Origin of the sequence: uncultured Shewanella sp., from assembly GCF_947497935.1 — a bacterium.
GTDB lineage: Bacteria > Pseudomonadota > Gammaproteobacteria > Enterobacterales > Shewanellaceae > Shewanella.
Genome location: NZ_CANMIO010000003.1, coordinates 297,073 through 319,418, shown reverse-complemented (window position 1 = coordinate 319,418; position 22,346 = coordinate 297,073). Strand labels below are relative to the sequence as shown.

General features: G+C 44.7%; 18 protein-coding genes and 2 tRNA genes. 18 read left to right on the top strand and 2 right to left on the bottom strand.

From position 1 onward, the window contains the following. The first annotated feature begins 102 nt into the window (after positions 1-102). Positions 103-1,917: a protein translocase subunit SecD gene (gene secD / locus Q1A86_RS05275; protein ID WP_299803756.1), complete on the top strand. Its 1,815-nt coding sequence runs from the start codon at positions 103-105 to the stop codon at positions 1,915-1,917. A 16-nt stretch (positions 1,918-1,933) separates the two neighbouring features. Beyond that, complete coding sequence (gene secF, locus Q1A86_RS05270) at positions 1,934-2,827, top strand: protein translocase subunit SecF (RefSeq protein WP_299803924.1); 894 nt, start codon at positions 1,934-1,936, stop codon at positions 2,825-2,827. Between the two features lie 107 nt (positions 2,828-2,934). On the opposite strand, the gene yhbY is transcribed toward secF, so the two are convergent. Beyond that, entirely contained in the window at positions 2,935-3,234 is a 300-nt protein-coding gene (yhbY, locus tag Q1A86_RS05265; protein WP_202721862.1) for a ribosome assembly RNA-binding protein YhbY, read from the bottom strand. A 93-nt stretch (positions 3,235-3,327) separates the two neighbouring features. Between yhbY and rlmE the strand changes: the two genes are divergently transcribed. From rlmE to rpsO, 14 genes are all read left to right on the top strand, one after another. Then, positions 3,328-3,957 carry a 23S rRNA (uridine(2552)-2'-O)-methyltransferase RlmE gene (gene rlmE, locus Q1A86_RS05260; RefSeq protein ID WP_220761635.1) on the top strand — a complete coding sequence of 210 codons (630 nt, stop codon included), beginning with the start codon at positions 3,328-3,330 and terminating at the stop codon, positions 3,955-3,957. A gap of 69 nt (positions 3,958-4,026) precedes the next feature. Continuing rightward, positions 4,027-5,970: an ATP-dependent zinc metalloprotease FtsH gene (ftsH, locus tag Q1A86_RS05255; protein WP_299803745.1), complete on the top strand. Its 1,944-nt coding sequence runs from the start codon at positions 4,027-4,029 to the stop codon at positions 5,968-5,970. A 58-nt stretch (positions 5,971-6,028) separates the two neighbouring features. After that, positions 6,029-6,871, top strand: coding sequence for a dihydropteroate synthase (gene folP, locus Q1A86_RS05250; RefSeq protein ID WP_299803743.1), 843 nt, complete (start codon positions 6,029-6,031; stop codon positions 6,869-6,871). A 98-nt stretch (positions 6,872-6,969) separates the two neighbouring features. Further along, positions 6,970-8,307 carry a phosphoglucosamine mutase gene (gene glmM / locus Q1A86_RS05245; protein WP_299803740.1) on the top strand — a complete coding sequence of 446 codons (1,338 nt, stop codon included), beginning with the start codon at positions 6,970-6,972 and terminating at the stop codon, positions 8,305-8,307. Positions 8,308-8,503: 196 nt separating this feature from the next. Then, positions 8,504-9,286, top strand: a complete 783-nt coding sequence (tpiA, locus tag Q1A86_RS05240; RefSeq protein WP_299803738.1) for a triose-phosphate isomerase — start codon at positions 8,504-8,506, stop codon at positions 9,284-9,286. A gap of 1 nt (position 9,287) precedes the next feature. Next, positions 9,288-9,623, top strand: a complete 336-nt coding sequence (gene secG / locus Q1A86_RS05235; RefSeq protein ID WP_202721856.1) for a preprotein translocase subunit SecG — start codon at positions 9,288-9,290, stop codon at positions 9,621-9,623. Between the two features lie 115 nt (positions 9,624-9,738). Then, positions 9,739-9,824, top strand: a tRNA-Leu gene (locus tag Q1A86_RS05230). 103 nt (positions 9,825-9,927) lie between these two features. Beyond that, positions 9,928-10,004, top strand: a tRNA-Met gene (locus tag Q1A86_RS05225). 159 nt (positions 10,005-10,163) lie between these two features. Further along, the gene (rimP, locus tag Q1A86_RS05220) at positions 10,164-10,619 is read left to right on the top strand and encodes a ribosome maturation factor RimP (RefSeq protein WP_299803729.1); all 456 of its coding nucleotides are present in this window, start codon (positions 10,164-10,166) and stop codon (positions 10,617-10,619) included. Positions 10,620-10,646: 27 nt separating this feature from the next. After that, the gene (nusA, locus tag Q1A86_RS05215; protein WP_299803726.1) at positions 10,647-12,146 is read left to right on the top strand and encodes a transcription termination factor NusA; all 1,500 of its coding nucleotides are present in this window, start codon (positions 10,647-10,649) and stop codon (positions 12,144-12,146) included. Between the two features lie 27 nt (positions 12,147-12,173). Continuing rightward, positions 12,174-14,870, top strand: coding sequence for a translation initiation factor IF-2 (infB, locus tag Q1A86_RS05210; protein WP_299803724.1), 2,697 nt, complete (start codon positions 12,174-12,176; stop codon positions 14,868-14,870). Between the two features lie 60 nt (positions 14,871-14,930). Then, positions 14,931-15,359, top strand: a complete 429-nt coding sequence (gene rbfA, locus Q1A86_RS05205; RefSeq protein ID WP_299803722.1) for a 30S ribosome-binding factor RbfA — start codon at positions 14,931-14,933, stop codon at positions 15,357-15,359. After that, positions 15,359-16,306, top strand: a complete 948-nt coding sequence (gene truB / locus Q1A86_RS05200) for a tRNA pseudouridine(55) synthase TruB (RefSeq protein ID WP_299803719.1) — start codon at positions 15,359-15,361, stop codon at positions 16,304-16,306. Before rbfA ends, truB begins: the two co-directional genes overlap by 1 nt. A gap of 123 nt (positions 16,307-16,429) precedes the next feature. Further along, a complete protein-coding gene (gene rpsO, locus Q1A86_RS05195) occupies positions 16,430-16,699 on the top strand; it encodes a 30S ribosomal protein S15 (RefSeq protein ID WP_299803716.1) in 270 nt (89 codons plus the stop codon). Between the two features lie 104 nt (positions 16,700-16,803). On the opposite strand, the gene Q1A86_RS05190 is transcribed toward rpsO, so the two are convergent. Then, positions 16,804-18,840: an EAL domain-containing protein gene (locus Q1A86_RS05190; protein ID WP_299803713.1), complete on the bottom strand. Its 2,037-nt coding sequence runs from the start codon at positions 18,838-18,840 to the stop codon at positions 16,804-16,806. A 205-nt stretch (positions 18,841-19,045) separates the two neighbouring features. On the opposite strand from Q1A86_RS05190, the gene pnp reads away from it, so the two are divergent. Both pnp and nlpI read left to right on the top strand, forming a co-directional pair. Next, positions 19,046-21,151 (top strand): polyribonucleotide nucleotidyltransferase, encoded by a 2,106-nt coding sequence (gene pnp, locus Q1A86_RS05185; RefSeq protein ID WP_299803710.1) that lies wholly within the window; start codon positions 19,046-19,048, stop codon positions 21,149-21,151. A gap of 171 nt (positions 21,152-21,322) precedes the next feature. After that, entirely contained in the window at positions 21,323-22,216 is an 894-nt protein-coding gene (nlpI, locus tag Q1A86_RS05180) for a lipoprotein NlpI (protein ID WP_299803707.1), read from the top strand. Positions 22,217-22,346 lie beyond the last annotated feature (130 nt).

Here is a 22,346-nt window from a genome sequence, read left to right as displayed (position 1 = left end):
ATGACTGCGATGTTGCCCTGACTCTGCTCACCAATAACCAATTTGAAGCGGACTGCAGCAAGCCATCATCGCGACTTAGGTAATTTAAAGAGCAATAGAATTATGAGAGAACAGAAAAATACGACTATTTTAAACCACTACTCTGCATGGAAATATGTATTGTTAGTGGTCACTATTATCATCATGTTGTTCAGCGCACTTCCGACATTTTTTGGTGAGGATGCCGCCGTTCAGATCAGTAAAGAAGCGGGTTTGAAGGTCAATGCTTTAGAGCTTCATCAGTTACTGGTATCCCAAGGTGTCAAGGTTAAGCGAATCGATCAATCTTCAGGGCAGACCTTGATTGTGATAGATGATAACTCGCAGCAGAGCCAACTTAAAACACTCCTTAGCAACCAGGTAAAAGATCCAACAGAGGTAACTCTAACCTTAGCGCCCGCAGCGCCAAACTGGTTATTATCTCTTGGGTTCTCGCCAATTAAGCTGGGACTTGATCTGCGTGGCGGGGTGCAGTTTTTGCTTGATGTTGAGATTGAGCCTGTCTACAAGCTGCAATACAACACCTTTATTGAGTCGGTAAGGCAGTTTGTACGTCAAGAGTCTTTATATGGGGTGACCGTTCAGCAGCAAGTCGATGGGAGTGTGCAGGTTTCGACTCAAGAACTCGAGCAAAGAGGGGCGGTTAGGCAGTTTATCAACAAACAATATCCAAATTGGCAAATGTCTAACTCAGGTGAACAGTCTTTGAGTGTTGCTATGACTGAAGCTGAGAAGATTAATATTCGAGACCTCACCGTTAAGCAAAATCTGCAGATCATGCGTAGCCGTATTGAGCAGTTAGGGATCACTGAAGCTGTGGTTCAACGTCAAGGCGAGCATCGCATCCGCATCGAACTTCCTGGTGTTCAAGATCCCGCCGCGGCTAAGTCTGTGATTGGCGCAACTGCAAGCCTTGCCTTCTATCAGGTCATGCAGCCGGGTTCTGTCAATGCTAAGACGCTCAAGGATGAGCAGGGCCAGCCTGTTTATGTGGCAAGACGTGCGGTTTTGGGAGGAGAGCATATCGTTGATGCGAGGGCATCACTAGGTGAAATGGGCTTACCAGAAGTGGTGATCCACCTTGATCGCGATGGCGGCGGCATGATGTCAGACTTTTCTCGAGACAATATCGGCAAGCCGATGGCGACCTCATATAGCGAATATAGCCGCGATGATGAGGGGAAAATTAGACAAACCACTGAGGTCATTAGCGTTGCGACCATCCAATCGCAATTAGGTGACCGTTTTAGCGTCACTGGTTCTCGTGATTATGCTGCTGCTCAGCAGTTGGCATTGTTATTGAGAGCTGGCTCAATGACGGCACCTGTGACCATAGTTGAGGAGCGTACAATTGGTCCAAGCCTAGGTGAAGAAAATATTACTAACGGTTTTTCAGCGCTTGCATTAGGTATGGCAATCACTTTGTTGTTTATGGGTCTTTGGTACCGTCGTTTAGGCTGGATTGCCAATGTGGCGCTGATGGCCAATATGATCCTTATTTTTGGGTTGATGGCGTTAATTCCCGGTGCTGTTTTGACGTTACCAGGTATTGCTGGGTTAGTGCTTACTGTCGGCATGGCGGTTGATACTAACGTACTTATCTTTGAACGAATTAAGGATAAATTAAAAGAGGGGAGAAGCTTTGCTCACGCGATAGATAGAGGCTTTGATAGTGCATTTTCAACCATTATAGACGCTAACTTTACCACCATGATCACCGCGGTAGTGCTTTATGCCATAGGTAATGGGCCTATTCAGGGTTTTGCCTTAACCCTAGGGCTAGGGCTACTTACTAGCATGTTTACTGGAATATTTGCATCCAGAGCGCTAGTTAACTGGGTATATGGTCGTGATTTTAGTCGTAACGTGAAGGTGTAATATGAAGTTTAAAAATATGAGTAACCTAAGCAAGTTAACCAAAGCTCGTTACCTATCGAGTGTTTTCTCTGTGCTGATCATGCTTGCTTCAATTGGCATCATCTTGACCAATGGTTTTAATCTAGGTTTGGACTTTACCGGTGGCGTAGTGACAGAGGTGAAACTCGAACCGAATATTAAAGCCACTCAAATAAGTGAGTTACTTGGTAAAGATTCACAGCAAGAGGTGAGTGTGATTTCTGCAGGCGAGCCGGGTCGTTGGGTGCTGCGCTACGCTAAAGTCGATGATGCGTCAGAAGCCGATATACGTACAGTGCTTGCACCATTAACTGATCGAGTCGAAGTACTTAATTCGAGCATTGTTGGACCACAAATAGGTCAAGAGTTAGCAGAGCAGGGCGGTTTAGCGCTTTTAGCCGCGATGTTATGTATCTTGGGCTATTTGAGTTTTCGCTTTGAGTGGCGCCTCGCTAGCGGTGCGTTATTAGCGCTGTTTCATGATGTTATCTTTGTATTAGCGTTTTTCTCGCTGACTCAAATGGAATTTAATCTAACTATTTTAGCTGCCGTACTGGCGATTTTAGGTTACTCCTTAAACGATTCCATCGTGATTGCAGATAGGGTTAGGGAAGTGCTTATTGCTAAGCCCAAGGCGGCGATAGATGAAATTTGCAGTAGTGCAGTACAAGCAACCTTTTCGCGCACTATGGTGACCAGTGGGACAACTTTATTCACGGTTGCTGCGCTGTGGATTATGGGAGGGGCCCCCCTTCAAGGATTTTCGATAGCGATGTTCTTGGGAATATTAATTGGAACTATCTCATCAATCTCAGTAGGAACCAGTTTACCTGAGTACTTAAAGGTGAGTGCAGAGCATTACAAGGTTGAGCCCATTAACGACGTGCCGTAACGTTATTAGGTGAGTAACTTGGACAAAAAAAGAGCCGCTGTAAAAACAGCGGCTCTTTTTATTTATCTTGCATTGAAAGCTTTAGAGTTTAAAGCTGTCTTTGCTAATTACTTTGCCTTTGGCACAGCAATTTTCATTTCTTCAGACTGACGAAACAGTACTAAAACGTGACCGATAAGCTGTACTTTTTCAGCTTGAGTTTCACGTACAATGGCATCTACGATAGCGTTTTTAAGCTCTCTGTCACCAGAGGCTACTTTCACTTTAATCAATTCATGATGTGAAAGTGCATTATCAATTTCAGCCAGCACTCCCTCAGTCAAGCCGTTGCCACCAAGCATCACTACAGGCTTGAGACTGTGCGCTAAGCCTTTTAAGTGCTGTTTTTGTTTGGTTGTTAAGTTCATTTATACCAACTTTATGCTGAGTTACTGTTGAAAACCCGCTATTCTACCCTTATATAGGCTTTGTGTAACTCTCAATTTTGTTGCGGATTTTAAATGTCAGGAAAAAAACGAACAGCCAGTTCTTCTCGCTGGATGCAGGAACATTTCGACGATCACTATGTCAAACTGTCGCAAAAGCGCGGTTTAAGGTCGCGTGCGGCCTTTAAGATTGAAGAGATCCAAGAAAAAGATAAACTCATTCGTCCGGGGATGACTGTTGTCGATTTAGGTGCCGCGCCGGGTGGTTGGTCTCAAATTGCCGTTAAGTTGGCTGGAGACAAGGGTAAAGTTATTGCGTGCGATATTTTACCTATGGACCCTATTGTCGGTGTTGATTTCCTACAGGGTGATTTTCGCGAAGAGAAAGTACTGGACGCATTGTTGACTCGAGTGGGCGATGCCAAGGTTGATGTGGTGCTGTCTGATATGGCACCGAATATGAGTGGGTCAGGTGGTGTTGATCAGCCTCGAGCCATGTATTTAGTAGAGCTTGCCTTAGATATGTGTCATCAAGTTTTGGCACCTAATGGTAGCTTTGCGGTTAAAGTCTTTCAGGGGGAGGGCTTTGATGAATACATGAAAGCGGTTAAAGAGGCGTTTAAAACCGTTAAAACACGTAAGCCCGATTCTTCACGGCCGCGATCGCGTGAAGTCTATCTTGTGGCGACCGGCTACAAGTTATAGTAATCTATCGTAAGTACTCTAACATTAGTTTTCGGAAGACTTTAAAAGAGGTCGAGTAATTTGAGTGACATGGCAAAAAATTTAATTCTCTGGGTTGTCATCGCAGTTGTGTTGATGTCAGTTTTTCAGGGCTATTCCCCCTCTTCTTCTACCAAGCAGAAGATGGATTATTCAACCTTTTTAGACGATGTTCGCTCTGGGCAGATTAGTACTGTCGAAGTGAAAAGCGATCAGCGTACCATTGAAGGAACAACCACTACAGGTGAGAAGTTTGTCACCATCATGCCAATGCCAGATCTTGATTTAATCAATGATCTTGACCGTAAGGGCATCATGATGAAAGGACAAGAGGCTGAAGAGTCAGGTTTCTTAACCCAGATCTTTATCTCTTGGTTCCCTATGCTATTGCTGATTGGTGTGTGGATCTTCTTCATGCGCCAGATGCAAGGCGGTGGCGGTAAAGGCGCGATGTCATTTGGTAAGAGTAAAGCCAAGTTGATGAGCGAAGATCAGATCAAGACGACTTTTGGTGACGTTGCAGGTTGTGATGAAGCTAAAGAAGACGTTAAAGAACTGGTTGACTACCTGAAAGAGCCGACCAAGTTCCAAAAACTAGGTGGCCGTATTCCAACAGGCGTATTGTTAGTTGGTCCTCCTGGTACGGGTAAAACTTTGCTTGCTAAGGCGATTGCTGGTGAAGCGAAAGTGCCTTTCTTTACTATTTCTGGTTCTGACTTCGTAGAAATGTTTGTTGGTGTTGGTGCATCTCGTGTACGTGACATGTTTGAGCAAGCGAAGAAGTCTGCACCTTGTATCATCTTTATCGATGAAATCGATGCTGTAGGTCGCCAGCGTGGCGCAGGTGTGGGTGGTGGTCACGATGAGCGTGAGCAAACTCTTAACCAAATGCTAGTTGAGATGGATGGTTTCGAAGGTAACGAAGGTATTATCGTTATCGCCGCGACTAACCGTCCAGACGTACTCGATGCTGCACTACTACGTCCAGGTCGTTTTGACCGTCAGGTAGTTGTAGGTTTGCCTGATGTACGTGGTCGTGAACAGATTCTTAAGGTACATATGCGTAAAGTACCTTTAGCCGATGGCGTTAAGGCGAGCGTAATTGCTCGTGGTACTCCAGGCTTCTCAGGTGCTGACCTTGCAAACCTTGTTAACGAAGCGGCATTGTTTGCTGCTCGTAACAGCCGCCGTGTTGTCGGTATGGAAGAGTTTGAGAGTGCAAAAGACAAGATCATGATGGGCGCAGAGCGTCGTACTATGGTGATGTCAGAAGAAGAGAAAGAGATGACCGCTTACCATGAAGCGGGTCATGCGATTGTGGGTTGTTTGGTACCAGAGCATGATCCAGTGCATAAGGTAACGATTATTCCACGTGGTCGTGCTCTAGGTGTGACCTTCTTCTTGCCAGAAGCTGATGCAATTAGCCAAAGCCGTCGTAAGCTTGAGAGTCAAATCTCGGTTGCCTACGGTGGACGTATTGCAGAAGATTTGATTTACGGTAGCGAAAAAGTCTCTACTGGCGCATCGCAAGATATTAAGTATGCAACGTCTATCGCACGTAACATGGTGACCCAATGGGGCTTCTCTGAGAAGCTGGGTCCTGTGCTTTATGCTGAAGATGAAAACGAAGTGTTCCTAGGTCGTAGCATGGGTAAGTCTCAGCATATGTCTGATGACACTGCTCGCGTTATCGATGCCGAAGTTAAGCTGCTTATCGACGCAAACTATGGACGCGCTCATACTTTCCTAACCGAAAATATGGATATTCTTCATGCGATGAAAGATGCCTTGATGAAGTATGAGACTATCGATTCAGAGCAAATTGATGACTTGATGGCTCGTCGTGAAGTGCGTATGCCTGCTGAATGGCAAAAAGACCAGCAGTCTAAGGACAACGACAACAATGACACTTCTTCTGAAAAGAAAGAAGAGATCAAGGAAGTTAAAGAAGAGAAGCCTGATGTTAGCGATGCTGACGAATCACCGGCTAAGTAATCTTTAGTTTGATAAAGAAAACCCCTTCTAGGGGTTTTCTTGTTTACGGAACTTTATTTTGTCTAAATTAGTTAGTGGCAATCACATTCTCGATTTAAGCTCCCCAGTTGTGATGGGGATCCTTAATGTCACGCCGGATTCATTTTCTGATGGTGGCGAATATTCATCGATTGAAACCGCGTGTATCCAAGCGGATTTAATGGTCAGTCAGGGCGCTAAGATTATTGATATTGGTGGCGAGTCGACTCGCCCTGGTGCAAAAGATGTGTCAGCTGAGCATGAGATTGAACGAGTCATTCCATTAATCGAGTACGTGAGTAAAAATCACGATGTATGGATTTCAATCGATACCAGTAAACCCGTTGTGATGGAAGCCGCAGTCAATGCCGGCGCTCATTTAATTAATGATGTTAGAGCTCTTCAGGAGCCAGGGGCAATTGAAACTGCGGCAAAGCTCAACGTGCCAGTGTGTTTAATGCATATGCAAGGTCAGCCAAGGACTATGCAAAATTCGCCTCAATATAACGATATCATCAGTGATATTAGCCACTTCTTTAGTGAGCGAATCGATGCCTGTATCGCTGCAGGAATAAAGCGCGAACATATTGTGCTAGATCCCGGTTTCGGTTTTGGTAAAACATTGTCGCATAACTATGAACTGCTAAGCAGAATGGCTGAATTTGAGCCATTGGGCCTACCTCTTTTGGCAGGTTTATCGCGCAAGAGTATGTTTGGTCAGTTACTAGGACGTGAGGTATCACAAAGATTAAGTGCCACACTTGCTGGTAATATGCTGGCAATACAAGCGGGTGCAAAGATAGTACGGGTTCATGACGTGCAAGAGACCTGTGACACGATAGCTGTGTTAGAAGCTACAAAGAATTTTAAAACCTTAGCTTAACTATTTGGCTCTTCACGGAGCAGTTCAGCTAGGGTTAGTATTTTTTACGGTAGAATCGATGGATTTAGATCGACCTGATTATTGAGTTTGGAGTTCAAGTGAAGCAAAGACAATTTTTCGGAACAGACGGTATTCGTGGCAAAGTTGGCGCGGGAAAGATGACGCCAGAGCTTGCGCTTAAATTGGGTTGGGCTGCCGGACGGGTATTATCACGCTCTGGTACGCAGAAAGTGATTATCGGTAAAGATACACGTATCTCAGGTTATCTATTTGAATCAGCATTAGAAGCGGGTCTTTCTGCTGCGGGTCTCGATGTGATGCTTATCGGGCCTATGCCTACTCCTGCCGTGGCCTACCTTACGCGCACGTTCCGCGCAGAGGCGGGTATTGTGATCAGTGCGTCCCATAACCCTTACTATGATAATGGCATTAAATTCTTTTCTACCGATGGCAGTAAGCTAGATGATGAAGTCGAGCTTGAAATTGAAGCTGAACTTGAGAAGCCGTTAACCTGCGTAGAGTCTCACCTACTGGGTAAGGTTAATCGTATTGACGATGCCGCCGGTCGTTATATTGAATATTGTAAGAGCCACTTCCCAGCGGAGCAAACACTAAGCGGTCTTAAAATCGTAGTCGATTGTGCCCATGGTGCGACTTACCACATCGCACCGAGTGTATTTAGAGAGCTTGGTGCAGAGGTTATCGCTATCGGTGATAAGCCAAATGGTTTGAACATCAACGATAAGGTTGGTGCCACCTCAATGGCTAAAATTTGTGAAACCGTACTCGCTGAAAATGCTGATCTAGGTATCGCATTAGATGGTGATGGTGATCGTATCATGATGGTTAACCGTCATGGTCGCGTGATTGATGGCGATGAGATCTTATACATTTTGGCCTGTGATGCGCAAAAGCGTGGCGTACTTCGCGGTGGTGTTGTGGGTACCTTGATGTCAAATCTAGGTCTTGATTTAGCTCTACAAGCATTAGAGATCCCATTTGTTCGCTCTAAAGTGGGTGACCGTTATGTGATGGAACTACTAAAAGAGCATGATTGGCGAATTGGTGGTGAAAACTCTGGCCATATTCTTAATTTAGATCACGGCACTACAGGCGATGGCATCGTTGCAGGTATTCTTGTTTTAGCCGCGATGCAGCGTCAAAATGCTAGTTTGGAAGAGTTGACGGCCAACATTACCATGCTGCCTCAGGTGTTGGTTAACGTTCGCTTCGAAGGGGACAGTGATCCGCTAGCTTCAGAGGTTGTACTTGCCGCCCAAGCCGAAGTCGAGCAAAAATTAGGTGCACGAGGTCGAGTACTACTGCGTAAATCGGGCACTGAGCCACTACTGCGCGTGATGGTTGAAGGTGATGAGCAAGAAGCCGTGACTGAGTATGCGAACTATATTGCTGACGCTGTACGTAATTTAGTCTAGTAATTAATGGTTTAAATAAGGTATGACTGGCAGTAGTGTTGAAATATCCAGCAAAGTTGTGATAAATCGTACTGCCAGCATCTTGTTCGCATAAAAAATACGCGTTCCCTCCTGAATTCGTAAAAATAACGCTTTTAGCTATTGTAACTTAACAAGTGGTTCGCTATTATTCACGCCGCTTTCAAAGGAGACTGTAATGGCACTTAGACGCCCCATGGTTGCTGGTAATTGGAAAATGAACGGCAGTGCGCAGTTGGCGCAAGAGCTATTCAATAAGTTCGCTACCAAGCTCCAAGATGATTCAGTGGAAGTGGTTTTGTGTCCACCTTCTATTTACTTAGAAAGTGTTCGACAGCTACTAGATGAAAATAAAGAAACCTTAAATGGTTGCTTAGTCAGAATGGGTACTCAAAATCTAAGTCAACATGACTTCGGTGCCTATACTGGTGAAATATCTGGTCAGATGTTAAAGGATTCAGGATGTCGATATGTTATTATCGGACATTCAGAACGTCGCCGTATGTACGGAGAGACGAGTAACATAGTAGCAGAGAAATTTGCTGCCGCTCAGAAACATGGTTTGACCCCAATATTATGTGTTGGTGAGTCGGGTCCAGCTCGTGAAGCAAGACGCACTTTTGAAGTGATTGCAGAAGAGTTAGATATCGTCATCGAAAAAAATGGCACCATGGCTTTTGACAACGCGATTATCGCTTACGAGCCATTATGGGCAGTAGGGACAGGTAAGAGCGCTACGCCAGAGCAGGCTCAAGAAGTCCATGCGTTTATTCGCAAACGCCTCTCTGAAGTATCTCCATTTATCGGAGAAAATATCAGGATTTTGTACGGTGGTAGCGTAACACCGAGTAATGCAGCAGACTTGTTTGCTCAACCTGATGTAGACGGTGGATTGATTGGCGGTGTTAGCCTCAATGCTACCGAATTTCTCAGTTTATGTACGATAGCGATGAGCGCATAATATGTATGAAGTTCTAATGGTTGTTTACTTGTTGGTGGCGATTGGTCTAGTTGGCCTAATCCTAATTCAGCAAGGTAAAGGTGCTGACATGGGGGCCTCTTTTGGCGCCGGTGCTTCAGGTACTCTGTTCGGTTCATCAGGTTCTGGTAACTTTTTGACTCGTTCAACTGCGGTTCTAGCAGTAGCGTTTTTTGCACTAAGTCTTACCATCGGTAACTTAAGTGCGAATCACTCTAAAGCTGAAGGTGCTTGGGACGATTTAGGAAGTGATGCTGCTCAAGTAGTTGAGCAGGTTCAGCAAGAAGCTGAAAAGTCAGAAGACAAGATCCCTGACTAATTCATAAGGAAACTTATGAAAGGTATCAATCTTAATAGCTTGATACCGACTGTAAATTTGCCATTAACCTCTCAAAGTGGCGAACAATAAAAGCAGTCAAGATTACAAGTTTTATGCGGATGTGGTGGAATTGGTAGACACGCCATCTTGAGGGGGTGGTGAGCTATGCTCGTGAGGGTTCAAGTCCCTCCATCCGCACCAAATCTTTGATTTCGACAATGACGAAATCGAGGATAATAAAGTGGCTAAAGAGCGCTTTATTATTGCAAGTCGAGATGAATCTCAATATACTTGCACAAGTTGTCGCGGGGTGGAGCAGTTTGGTAGCTCGTCGGGCTCATAACCCGAAGGTCGTCGGTTCAAATCCGGCCCCCGCAACCAGCTTCCCAGTAAAGAAATTTATTTCTATACTGTTACAGGTTCTGGATATATCAACCTCGTCATTACGGGGTTTTTTGTTATCTGGAACTTATAAAACGGCCACTTTCTGTGGCGTGTACTGGGGCTATTAGGCCCTTTTTTGTTTTTCTGGGGGTAACCTTGGCTACATTAGAACGCAAACTGGTAGAGATGCTCAAAGCGCCAGTTGAAGCATTAGGCCATCAGCTTTGGGGTTTGGAATATATTCAAGCAGGCAAGCACTCTATCTTGCGTCTATATATAGACAACGAAAAGGGCATCTTCATTGAAGATTGCGCCGAAGCAAGCCGCCAAGTCAGTGCTGTATTGGATGTTGAAGATCCAATTTCATCAGAGTACACATTAGAAGTTTCTTCTCCTGGTGTAGATAGACCTTTGTTTACTGCCGAGCAGTACCAGGCCTACATTGGTGAGACTGTAAAAGTACAACTAACTATGCCTGTTGCAGGCAGTCGTAATTTAAAAGGCACCGTTACTGGCGTTGATGGGCAAATGCTTAATCTGTCGGTAGATGGGAACGAACTTATCGTTGCTTTGGATAATATCCGTAAAGGCAACTTAATCGCTAAGTTTTGATGAATTCAAGGTGAACGAGGCAAGACAATGAATAAAGAGATTCTGCTAGTCGCTGAGGCGGTTTCAAATGAGAAAGGTGTACCGCGCGAGAAGATTTTCGAAGCGCTGGAAATTGCACTAGCCACAGCAACCAAGAAAAAATACGAAGGTGACATCGAAGTTCGTGTTGCAATCGATCGTAAGACTGGTGCCTATGAAACATTCCGTCGTTGGATGGTTGTTGAAGATCAAGGCGTACCATTGGAAAATCCATTCCGTGAAATTACGCTTGAAGCAGCTAAGTTTGACGATCCAGAAATTGAGTTAGGTGGTTTCATCGAAGATGAAATTGAATCAGTAGCATTCGACCGCATCACCACTCAAACTGCTAAGCAAGTTATCGTACAAAAAGTACGTGAAGCTGAGCGTGCTCAAATTGTAGATCAGTTCCGTGATCGCGAAGGTGAGTTGATTGTTGGCGTTGTTAAGAAGAGCAACCGCGAGAGCGTAGTTGTCGATCTTGGTAATAACGCAGACGGCGTTCTGTTTAAAGAAGATTTGATTTCACGTGAATCTTTCCGTCCAGGCGACCGTGTTCGTGCACTGCTTTACTCTGTACGTCCAGAAGCTCGCGGTGCGCAGCTATTCTTGACTCGTACTAAACCAGATATGCTTATCGAGCTATTCCGGGTTGAAGTACCAGAAATTCAAGACGAGATGATCGAAATCATGGGCGCAGCTCGTGATCCTGGTTCTCGCGCTAAGATTGCGGTTAAGTCTAATGACCGTCGCATCGATCCTATCGGTGCCTGTGTTGGTATGCGTGGCGCACGTGTTCAAGCTGTATCTAATGAACTTGGCGGTGAGCGTGTTGATATCGTGCTTTGGGATGATAACCCAGCGCAATACGTTATTAACTGTATGGCACCAGCTGACGTGGCATCTATCATCGTTGATGAAGATAACCACTCAATGGATATCGCCGTTGAAGCTGACAGCTTAGCGCAAGCGATTGGTCGTAACGGTCAAAACATTCGTCTAGCGACTCAACTATCTGGTTGGGAACTAAACGTGATGACAGTTGATGACATGAAAGCTAAGCATCAGGCTGAAAGCGCAAAGGTTGTGAACTTGTTCATTCAAGCGCTAGACGTTGATGAAGAGTTTGCACAATTGCTTTCAGATGAAGGTTTCACATCTCTAGAAGAGATTGCCTACGTACCTGAATCAGAGTTACTAGAAATTGATGGATTCGACGAAGATATCGTTGAGTCATTAAGAGAACGCGCTAAAGCGGCGATCTCTACTCGTGCTCTTGCGACTGAAGAGGCACTTGATGGTGCTGAACCAAGTGAAGATCTTCTTGCGTTAGAAGGTCTAGATAGACACTTGGCATTCGTAATGGCAAGCAAAGGCGTAATTACGCTTGAAGATTTAGCCGAACAAGGCATTGATGATTTGATCGAAATTGAAGAATTGACAGAAGAAAAAGCAGGTGAGCTTATTATGGCTGCCCGTAATATCTGTTGGTTTGGCGAAGAAGCATAAGTCGATCAGCAGAGGGGAGTTTTATATATGGCGGATACTACAGTAGATAAACTAGCCAAAGAAGTAGGGAAAAGCACTGATCGTTTAGTTGAACAGTTTTCTCAGGCTGGTATTAAGAAGTCGGCAAGCGATACGGTTTCTGAATCTGAAAAGCAGCAGTTGCTTGATTTTCTGAAGAAGCAACACGGTGGCGATGCAGCCCCACAAAAAATGACATTACAACGCAAATCAGTTTCAACACTCAGTGTTGCTGGTAGCGGTGGACAGTCAAAAGACGTTAAAGTTGAAGTGCGTAAAAAGCGTACTTTCGTTAAACGCGACGAAGCGGCTGAAGCTGAATTAGCAGCAGCGGCAAAGGCAGAAGAAGCTAAGGCTGCTGAAGCTGAAGCAAAAGCAAAAGCAGAAGCAGAAGCTAAGGCGAAAGCCGATGCAGAAGTGAAAGCAAAAGCTAAAGCAGAAGCGGAAGCTAAGGCGAAAGCAAAAGTGCAAACAGAAAAGCCAGCAGCAGAAACTGCTGAAGACAAAGCTGCGAAAGCGGAAGAAGCAAAATTGCTAGCCGCGCAAGAAGCAGCAGCAAAAGCTAAAGCAGATGAAGAAGTTGCAGCAGCTGCAGAAGTAGCTCGTCGTTTAGCTGAAGAAAATGAAAAGCGTTGGGCTGAAGAAGAGAAAGCACGTAAAGAAGCTGAGAAATCAGTTGATCACCACGTGACGACTTCTACTGAAGCGCGTGCAGCCGAAGATACAGCAGATGCAAACGCTGAAAAGCGTGGTCGTCGTCCTCGTAAGCCTTCAGCTAACGCTGGTAACAATGCTAATGCCAATGCTAACGCAGGTGCTGGTAAGCCTGGCGGTAAAGGTAAGCGCGGTAAAGATAACCGTCGTGACAACCGTAACTCTCGTAACTCACGCAACAACCGTAGCGTAGCACCAGAGTCTATGGATCACGCTTTCACTAAGCCTGCAGCAGTAGTAAAAGCTGATGTGAGCATTGGTGAAACGGTATCTGTTTCTGAATTGGCTTCTAAGATGTCAATTAAAGCCACTGAAATCATCAAGCAGATGATGAAGATGGGCTCTATGGTTACCATTAACCAAGTACTAGACCAAGAAACTGCACAGCTTGTTGCAGAAGAGATGGGTCATAAAGTTGTACTTACTCGTGAGAACGAGCTTGAGCATCAAGTACTTGCTGACCGTAACGGTGACGTTAAAGTTGAGCCTCGTGCGCCAGTTGTTACTATCATGGGTCACGTTGACCATGGTAAGACATCGCTACTTGACTACATTCGTCGTGCGAAAGTTGCATCAGGCGAAGCCGGTGGTATTACTCAGCACATCGGTGCGTACCACGTAGAAACTGAAAATGGAATGATCACCTTCTTAGATACTCCTGGTCACGCGGCGTTTACCGCTATGCGTGCTCGTGGTGCTAAGGCGACCGATATCGTAATCCTTGTGGTTGCAGCTGATGATGGCGTGATGCCACAAACAATCGAAGCTATCCAGCACGCTAAAGCGGGCGGTGTACCTCTGATTGTTGCTGTAAACAAGATCGATAAGCCAGAAGCTGATCCAGATCGCGTTAAGTCTGAGCTTTCTCAGCATGGCGTTATGTCTGAAGATTGGGGCGGAAACAACATGTTTGTTCACGTTTCAGCTAAAGACGGTACAGGTATCGACGAGCTACTAGAAGGCATTCTTCTAGAAGCTGAAGTTTTAGAGCTTCAAGCTGTTCGTGAAGGTATGGCTGCTGGTGTTGTTGTTGAATCTAAGCTTGATAAAGGCCGCGGTCCAGTTGCAACAGTACTTGTACAAGAAGGTACGCTTAAGCAAGGCGATATCGTTCTATGTGGTCTTGAGTACGGTAAAGTCCGTGCGATGAAAGATGAGAACGGTAAGTCAATTACTGAAGCGGGTCCATCAATTCCTGTTGAGATCTTAGGTCTTTCTGGTGTGCCATCAGCGGGTGACGAAGCGACTGTAGTACGTGATGAGCGTAAAGCACGTGAAGTAGCACTTTACCGTCAAGGTAAGTTCCGTGATGTTAAACTTGCACGTCAGCAGAAGTCTAAGCTTGAAAACATGTTCGCCAACATGGTTGAAGGTGAAGTTCAAGAGCTTAACTTGGTACTTAAAGCAGACGTTCAGGGCTCACTTGAAGCGATTGCAGACTCACTTGAGAAGCTATCTACAGACGAAGTTAAAGTTAACATCATCGCTCGCGGTGTAGGTGGACTAACTGAAACTGATGCTACTCTAGCTGCAGCGTCTAACGCTATCATGGTTGGCTTTAACGTTCGTGCTGATGCACAGGCGCGTAAAGTTGTTGATAGTGAAAGTGTTGACCTACGTTACTACAGCATCATCTATCAATTGATTGATGAAGTTCGTGATGCAATGGGTGGTATGCTAGCACCTGAATTCAGACAAGAAATCATTGGTCTTGCTGAAGTTCGTGACGTGTTTAAGTCGCCTAAGATTGGTGCAATTGCTGGTTGTATGGTTACCGAAGGTACCATCAAGCGTAGCGCTCCAATTCGCGTTCTACGTGACAACGTTGTTATCTACGAAGGTGAGCTTGAATCTCTTCGCCGCTTCAAGGATGACGTTAACGAAGTTCGTAACGGCATGGAATGTGGTATCGGTGTGAAGAACTATAATGACGTCAGAGTTGGCGATCAGATCGAAGTCTTCGAAACTGTAGAAATTGCACGTACCTTGTAATTTATCGAGTTAGTTATAAGGGCGGCGTTAGCCGCCCTTAATATTTATGGCAAATATATTATGGCAAAAGAATTTAGTCGTACACGCCGTATCGCACAACAGCTTCAGCAAGAGCTAGCCGTTGTCCTTCAGCGTGATATGAAAGACCCACGTATCGGGTTTGTCACAGTCAATGACGTTGATGTTTCTCGCGATTTAAACTATGCAAAAGTTTATGTGACCTTCTTCGAGGAAGACGTAAAGCTAGTTGAACAGAAAGTAGAAGCATTGGACGCAGCTGCGGGTTATATCCGTTCACTAGTTGCTGGCCGCATGAAATTGCGCGTTATGCCAGAGCTACGTTTTATCTACGACAGTTCATTAGTTGAAGGTATGCGTATGTCTAACCTAGTAAGCCGCGTTATCAGCAATGATGAAGCTAAGCAGAAGCAACATGGTGTAGAACCTGATGCTGCGCAAGATGAAACCAAGGAAGAGGGCGATAAGTAATGGCACGTCGTTCTCGCGGCCGTTTTATCGACGGTATTGTACTGTTAGATAAAGACACGGGTATGAGCTCAAATTTTGCATTACAAAGAGTGAAACGCTTTTTTAATGCCAATAAAGCAGGTCATACCGGTGCTTTGGATCCGCTAGCTACGGGCATGTTACCTATCTGTCTTGGTGAAGCGACCAAGTTTTCACAGCACCTACTCGATGCCGATAAGCGTTATTTAGTCACTGCGAAACTAGGTCAGCGCACAGATACAAGTGATTCTGATGGTGAGATTGTTCAAACGAGAGAAGTTAACTTCACTCAGGAGCAATTAGATACGGCTTTGGAACACTTTCGCGGTGAGACGATGCAAGTACCTTCAATGTACTCTGCGCTTAAGTATCAAGGTCAGCCCTTGTATAAGTATGCGCGTGAAGGCATTGAGGTTCCTCGTGAAGCTCGTCCTATCAATGTATTCGAGCTCAACTTTATCAGTCTTGAAGGCGATGAGTTGACCTTAGATATACATTGTTCTAAAGGGACTTACATACGCACTATCACTGATGATTTAGGTGAGATGTTAGGTTGTGGTGCTCATGTCATCATGCTGCGCCGTACTCAAGTTGCTGGTTACCCATACGATAAGATGGTGTCGCTCAAGCAGCTCGAAGAGTTAGTGGCCAAGGCTGATGCTGAATCGTTACCGTTAACAGAGGTGTTAGATCCACTGTTATTGCCTATGGATACTGCGGTAAGTGGCTTTAAAGAGGTGAATGTCTCTGATGAATTAGCCACTTACTTAATGAACGGTAATCCTGTTCAGGTGGCTAATTTACCTGTCGACGAGCTGGTACGGATCACCATTGGTGATTCTAATCAGTTTGTTGGAATTGGCCAGATGAACGATGACGGATTACTGGCTCCTAAGCGCCTTATAGTATTAAGGGAGCAACAAGATTAATAGAGGGTTATTTATCCGACATTATTCTTGCTACCTATAGTGTAAATAGGTAGAATGGCGCGCCCCTTTGGCTGAGTTAGTGATCGGCTAAAGATTTTTTAATGTAATATTTTGGAGATAGAAATGTCACTAAGTGTTGAAGCTAAAGCTAAAATTCTAGCTGAATTCGGTCGTTGCGAAAACGACACTGGTTCTACTGAAGTTCAGGTTGCATTGTTAACTGCACAAATCAACCACCTACAAGGTCACTTCAAAGAGCACATCCACGATCACCATTCACGTCGTGGTCTACTACGTATGGTTAGCTCACGTCGTAAGCTTCTTGCTTACCTTAAGCGTACTGAAGTTGTACGTTACCAAGAGCTAATCAAGAAGTTAGGTCTACGTCGTTAATTTTAACGTCTGATCTATTAAAAGGAGGCTATGCCTCCTTTTTTTGTGCCTGCGGATTGAGGTTTCTCTTGGTATTCGATTAGGCTTATCAGCTTTTTCTATTTTCAGACAGTTTTTATGAGGTTACATTTTGGAGCAATGTATGTGGCTTCAAACGCTTCTATCGGTAGAGGCTTGCTAAAGTAAAACCCTTGCCCTATCTCACAGCCTTGGTTTTGTAACCAAGTAAGCTGTTGTTCATTTTCAATTCCCTCGGCGACAATGTTTAAGTCGAGCTGCTTGCCAAGCATCAAGATAGTCGATGCTATTGCACTCTCTTCAGGCAGGTCAGAAACAAATCCACGATCAATTTTCATGGTGCTTATTGGCAAACGTCGTAGGTATGATAGAGAAGAGTAACCAGTACCAAAATCGTCTACAGCAATACTAAAACCTGCAGTCTTTAACTGTTGTAATTTTATTATTGCGGACTCTACGTCATTCATCAGAGACGTTTCGGTTATCTCTATTTCCAGTAATTCAGGCGCTATTTGATAACGTAGAGCGGCCTGTTTTATATCAGGCACTAGACTGGCGTCTAAAAACTGCTGTGATGAGACATTAATGGCAACTGGCATCGAAAAGTTATAGCTGGTTTGCCAGTCTCTGATTGTTTTGCAGCTTTGCTCGATAACCCACCGGCCAATTTGAATAATAATGCCCGTTTCTTCTGCGACAGGAATAAAAGAAATTGGACTTATTAGACGGTCATCTTTGTGCCAACGGATCAGTGCTTCACAGCCGACTACTTCTCCAGTTCTGAGATCTAGCTTAGGCTGAAAATGCAGTGTGAATTCGTCGTTTACAAGCGCATCATGCAATGAAGCCTCGGTTTTTAAGCGTACCGAAGCACGTTCGGTCATCTGGGATTTGAAAAATGCCCATTGGTTTGAGCCTGCCGCTTTAGCACTGTACATGGCGATATCGGCATGGCGAATAAGATCTTCGGCTCTAAGCCCATCATCGGGGTAGATCGCTATACCGATAGAAGCCGCAGGGTGCACTGTATGCTCATGAAGCTGCATAGGCGTATTGAGTTGAACCAGTAGCTTGTCGACAAAATCTGCCGCTTTTGTGGGGGAATCTAAGCCATCTGTCAAAACTACAAACTCATCTCCTCCTAGTCTCGCGACCGTACCAATCTGTCCAGCAGTTAACTCTAAGCTACGTGCAACTCGAACTAAAAATTGATCGCCGATTTCATGGCCCAAGGAGTCATTAACATTTTTGAAACGGTCTAAATCAATAAACAGCAAGCTGAAACGACTCTGTTGCATCTTTGCTCTTTGGATGGTTACCGCAATAGTTTCAAGCAGCAAAGCGCGATTCGGCAGTCCAGTAAGGGGGTCCCGTGTCGCCATCTTGCGCAACTTTGCCTGTGTCGTATCGAATTGAACCAAGATCTGATTGAGCTTGGTGATAACCGTTCCGAGTTCGTCATTACTGTGGCTACGGGCTGCTGGAAGCAAGTGTTTAGCTGGGGATTCGGGATCGATTCTATCGATAGCTTCGCTGATTTTCGCTATAGGCTGGGTGAGAAAACGATGAAATACAATAGACAGAACAAGCGTTAGCAAGAAGGCTCTTGCTAGCGTTGCCCAAAGGCTAAATCTAAGGCTGGAAAACAAAGAGCTTGTTAGCTCTTGAGTATAGTAGAACACGGTTAGAGTGCCGATAAGTTCTTTATTTCCATCCGCATCGATATAAAAAGGCCGATATAGGGAGCGAGAGATATGTTCTAGGTCGCCAAACAGTTCGGCACTGATATCAGTAAAAAGTTCTGGATTAACGGCAGGAGCACCATTATTGACTGCGACGAAACGGCTGCCATCTTCATGTTTTAATATCGCCGAGCCAACGTGTTCTACTTTTAAAATGCCTCGGATAGTTTGTTTGGCACGTAAATCATCTAAGGCCCAGATGGCATCGGTCGCAGGTTGTTCTATAGAGTCGATGAGTTCTCGTTGGTTCTCGGTAAGTTCTTGACGAGCATTGATAACGAGTAAAGTTAATTCAATAAAAAAGATCACTACGGCAAAAAATAACGTGGAAGAAACCACTAAAATAGTCTGCTTCCATGTTAGCGATTTGAAACTCTCCATCTTTAACTCTATTCCCTTATTTCAATGGTTTAGATTTTTTTCATTGGCAGAGATATTGGCGTGTCTTAGCTGTTTTCTGACTAATGCGTCCACTGTAGGGAAAAGATTCCGCTTTGTCATCAATCTATTCTCTTTATCTATTGAATAAACTTGCAGTATACTTACGCGCGTAATTAAGGTAATTAAATATTAAGGAATGGTTCACGTGAATCCAATCGTAAAGAGTTTTGAATATGGTCAGCACACAGTCACATTAGAGACTGGGGTTATTGCACGTCAAGCAGATGCAGCTGTTTTGGCAAGTATGGGTGATACAACAGTATTGGTTACTGTTGTTGGCAAGAAGTTTGAAGAGCCAGGCCGTGACTTTTTCCCGCTAACCGTTAATTACCAGGAAAAAACATACGCAGCAGGTAAGATCCCTGGTGGCTTCTTTAAGCGTGAAGGTCGTCCATCTGAAGGCGAAACGCTTACAGCACGTCTAATTGACCGTCCAATCCGTCCATTATTCCCGAACGGTTTCAAGAACGAAGTTCAGGTTATCATTACTGTTGTTTCTGTTGACCCAGAAATCAGCCCAGAAGTTATCTCTATGATTGGTACTTCTGCTGCACTTTCTATCTCTGGTATTCCATTTAATGGTCCACTAGGTTCTGCACGTGTTGGTTATGTTAATGGCGAATACATTCTTAACCCAACGGTAACTCAGCTAGTTGATAGTCAGCTAGAGCTTTCTGTCGCTGGTACTGAAAGTGCAGTACTTATGGTTGAGTCAGAAGCAAGCGCGCTACCTGAAGAAGTAATGTTAGGTGCGGTTGTTTATGGTCACGATCAGCAGCAAGTCGTTATCAAAGCAATTAAAGAACTTCAAGCAGAAGTTAACAAGCCTGTATGGGATTGGACTGCACCAGTGCAAGACCAAGATCTAGTTGCTAAGATCAAAGATTTAGCTGAAGCCGGTCTAACTGAAGCTTACCAAATTGAAGTTAAGCAAGATCGTTACGCGCAAGTTGGTGTTGTTAAAGCGGCAGCTAAAGAAGCATTGCTAGCTGAAAACGCAGATGTTGATCTACGTGAAATCGACGGTCTTCTTGGTAGCCTAGAGAAGAAAGTGGTTCGTAGCCGCATCATCGCAGGCAACCCTCGTATCGATGGCCGTGAGCCAGATATGGTTCGTGCGCTTAACGTTATGGCTGGCGTACTTCCACGTACTCACGGTAGCTCACTGTTCACTCGTGGTGAAACTCAGGCACTAGTAACTTGTACCCTTGGCACAGAGCGTGATGCACAGAAGATTGATAGTATCATGGGCGAGTCTACTAACCGCTTTATGCTTCACTACAACTTCCCTCCATACTCTGTTGGTGAAACAGGCATGGTAGGTTCTCCTAAGCGTCGTGAAATTGGTCACGGTAAGCTAGCATGGCGTGGTATTAACGCGGTTATGCCTACTGCTGAAGAGTTCCCATACAGCGTTCGTATCGTGTCAGAAATCACTGAGTCAAACGGTTCTAGCTCTATGGCGTCTGTTTGTGGTACTTCTCTTGCTCTTATGGATGCAGGTGTACCAATCAAGACTTCTGTTGCAGGTATCGCAATGGGTCTAGTTAAAGAAGGCGACGATTTCGTTGTCCTATCTGACATCCTAGGCGACGAAGATCACTTAGGTGACATGGACTTTAAAGTTGCTGGTACTCGTGATGGTATTACTGCACTGCAGATGGATATCAAGATCGAAGGTATCACTAAAGAGATCATGCAGATTGCTCTACAGCAAGCATACGGCGCACGTGTTCATATCCTAAATGTTATGGACCAAGCTATCTCTGGTCACCGTGAAGATATCTCTGACCACGCTCCACGTATCACCACTCTTAAGATTAACCCAGAGAAGATTCGTGATGTTATCGGTAAAGGTGGTGCAACTATTCGTGCACTTACTGAAGAAACCGGTACTACGATTGAGCTTGAAGATGATGGTACTGTTAAGATTGCTTCTTCAAATGGTGAAGCGACTAAAGAAGCTATCCGTCGTATCGAAGAGATCACTGCAGAAGTTGAAGTGGGTACAGTATACAACGGTAAAGTTGTTCGTATCGTAGACTTCGGTGCATTCGTAACGATTCTTCCAGGTAAAGATGGTCTAGTACACATTTCTCAAATCGCTGAAGAGCGTGTTGCGAACGTGTCTGACTACCTAGAAGTAGGTCAAGAAGTTAAAGTTAAAGTGATGGAAGTTGACCGCCAAGGCCGTGTACGTCTTTCTATGAAAGAAGCTGCACCTAAAGCCGAAGCGCCAGCTGCCGAGTAAGCACTAGCACTTTGAATTAAAAGGAGGCCAATGGCCTCCTTTTTTATGTCTACAACAAAGTCGGCTGTTGAATTAATCAACGATAAGCGGATTATTTTCAATTCCTTGATAGCAGTAGTGATTAGGGGTTGCTATGATTGGTGCTATTGGCGAACTCAGAAGGTTAAATGGATGAATCAAAAGATGCGAACAGGCGTAATTATGCTTATGGCCTGTGTGAGTATGCTGCTGACAGGATGTGTGTCCACTCAGTCCGATAACGATCAACAAGCGTCGATAAGGGTTGCCCCTATTTCGCCCGATTATAAGTTAGAAATAACCTTAGCAAAGTTAAATGAAATCCTAGCATCAGTCGAGTTAACACCTGAGCAACGTGCGCGTTTTCATTATGACCGTGGAGTGATTTACGACCGTGTTGGTTTACGCATACTGAGTCGAATCGATTTCCATCAGGCTCTAAAGCTTCAACCTAATTTAGCCGATGCCTACAACTTCCTCGGGATCTATTACACTCAGGAAAGTGAGTTTGAAAGTGCCTATGAAGCATTTGATGCGGTATTGGAATTGTCTCCGGAATACGACTATGCCTACCTAAACCGTGGGATTTCACTTTATTATGGTGAGCGTATGGAACTTGCGGTTTCGGATATGAATGCCTTTTACGACCGAGATCCATCTGATGGTTACAGAGTGCTTTGGCTATATTTAGCCGAACGGGAAGTCGATGAGCAAGCTGCGCAGCTTCAATTAACTGAAAACCGTAAAAACTTGCAGGAAAATGCTTGGTCGACGGCTTTAGTTGATTTCTACTTAGGCCAAAAGAGCAAGGAAGAGGTATTTAATCTCGCTAAAGAAGGGCTAAAGCATCCCGACGAGTATGCCGAGCGGCTCTGTGAAGCCTATTTCTATATGGCTAAGATTGCGCAAAAGCGAGGTGATAATGTCCAGGCGGCTAATTACTTTAGACTCGCATTAGCGACAAATATTTATGACTTCGTTGAGCACAGGTATGCAAGGCTTGAGCTTGCTAGAACCAATGAAGCAATGAAATTGGCAACGAACTAAAGCGTTTTATCCTCTTGAAAGCCTCCTTTAGGAGGCTTTTTTATTGGTATTCATTTACAAATCATCCCCATACTGATTTTACTCTTTAGTTTGGTAGCCAAAATATAGGTGAACGGCTATAATTGCGGCC

Excerpts from the sequence above, each read along its gene's own strand:
- infB (WP_299803724.1), top strand. The coding sequence starts at position 12,174 with ATGGCGGATACTACAGTAGATAAACTAGCCAAAGAAGTAGGGAAAAGC.
- secG (WP_202721856.1), top strand. The coding sequence starts at position 9,288 with ATGTATGAAGTTCTAATGGTTGTTTACTTGTTGGTGGCGATTGGTCTA.
- nusA (WP_299803726.1), top strand. The coding sequence starts at position 10,647 with ATGAATAAAGAGATTCTGCTAGTCGCTGAGGCGGTTTCAAATGAGAAA.
- truB (WP_299803719.1), top strand. The coding sequence starts at position 15,359 with ATGGCACGTCGTTCTCGCGGCCGTTTTATCGACGGTATTGTACTGTTA.
- yhbY (WP_202721862.1), bottom strand. The coding sequence starts at position 3,234 with ATGAACTTAACAACCAAACAAAAACAGCACTTAAAAGGCTTAGCGCAC.
- rbfA (WP_299803722.1), top strand. The coding sequence starts at position 14,931 with ATGGCAAAAGAATTTAGTCGTACACGCCGTATCGCACAACAGCTTCAG.
- rlmE (WP_220761635.1), top strand. The coding sequence starts at position 3,328 with ATGTCAGGAAAAAAACGAACAGCCAGTTCTTCTCGCTGGATGCAGGAA.
- secF (WP_299803924.1), top strand. The coding sequence starts at position 1,934 with ATGAGTAACCTAAGCAAGTTAACCAAAGCTCGTTACCTATCGAGTGTT.
- nlpI (WP_299803707.1), top strand. The coding sequence starts at position 21,323 with ATGAATCAAAAGATGCGAACAGGCGTAATTATGCTTATGGCCTGTGTG.
- rpsO (WP_299803716.1), top strand. The coding sequence starts at position 16,430 with ATGTCACTAAGTGTTGAAGCTAAAGCTAAAATTCTAGCTGAATTCGGT.
- Q1A86_RS05190 (WP_299803713.1), bottom strand. The coding sequence starts at position 18,840 with ATGGAGAGTTTCAAATCGCTAACATGGAAGCAGACTATTTTAGTGGTT.
- secD (WP_299803756.1), top strand. The coding sequence starts at position 103 with ATGAGAGAACAGAAAAATACGACTATTTTAAACCACTACTCTGCATGG.
- ftsH (WP_299803745.1), top strand. The coding sequence starts at position 4,027 with ATGGCAAAAAATTTAATTCTCTGGGTTGTCATCGCAGTTGTGTTGATG.
- tpiA (WP_299803738.1), top strand. The coding sequence starts at position 8,504 with ATGGCACTTAGACGCCCCATGGTTGCTGGTAATTGGAAAATGAACGGC.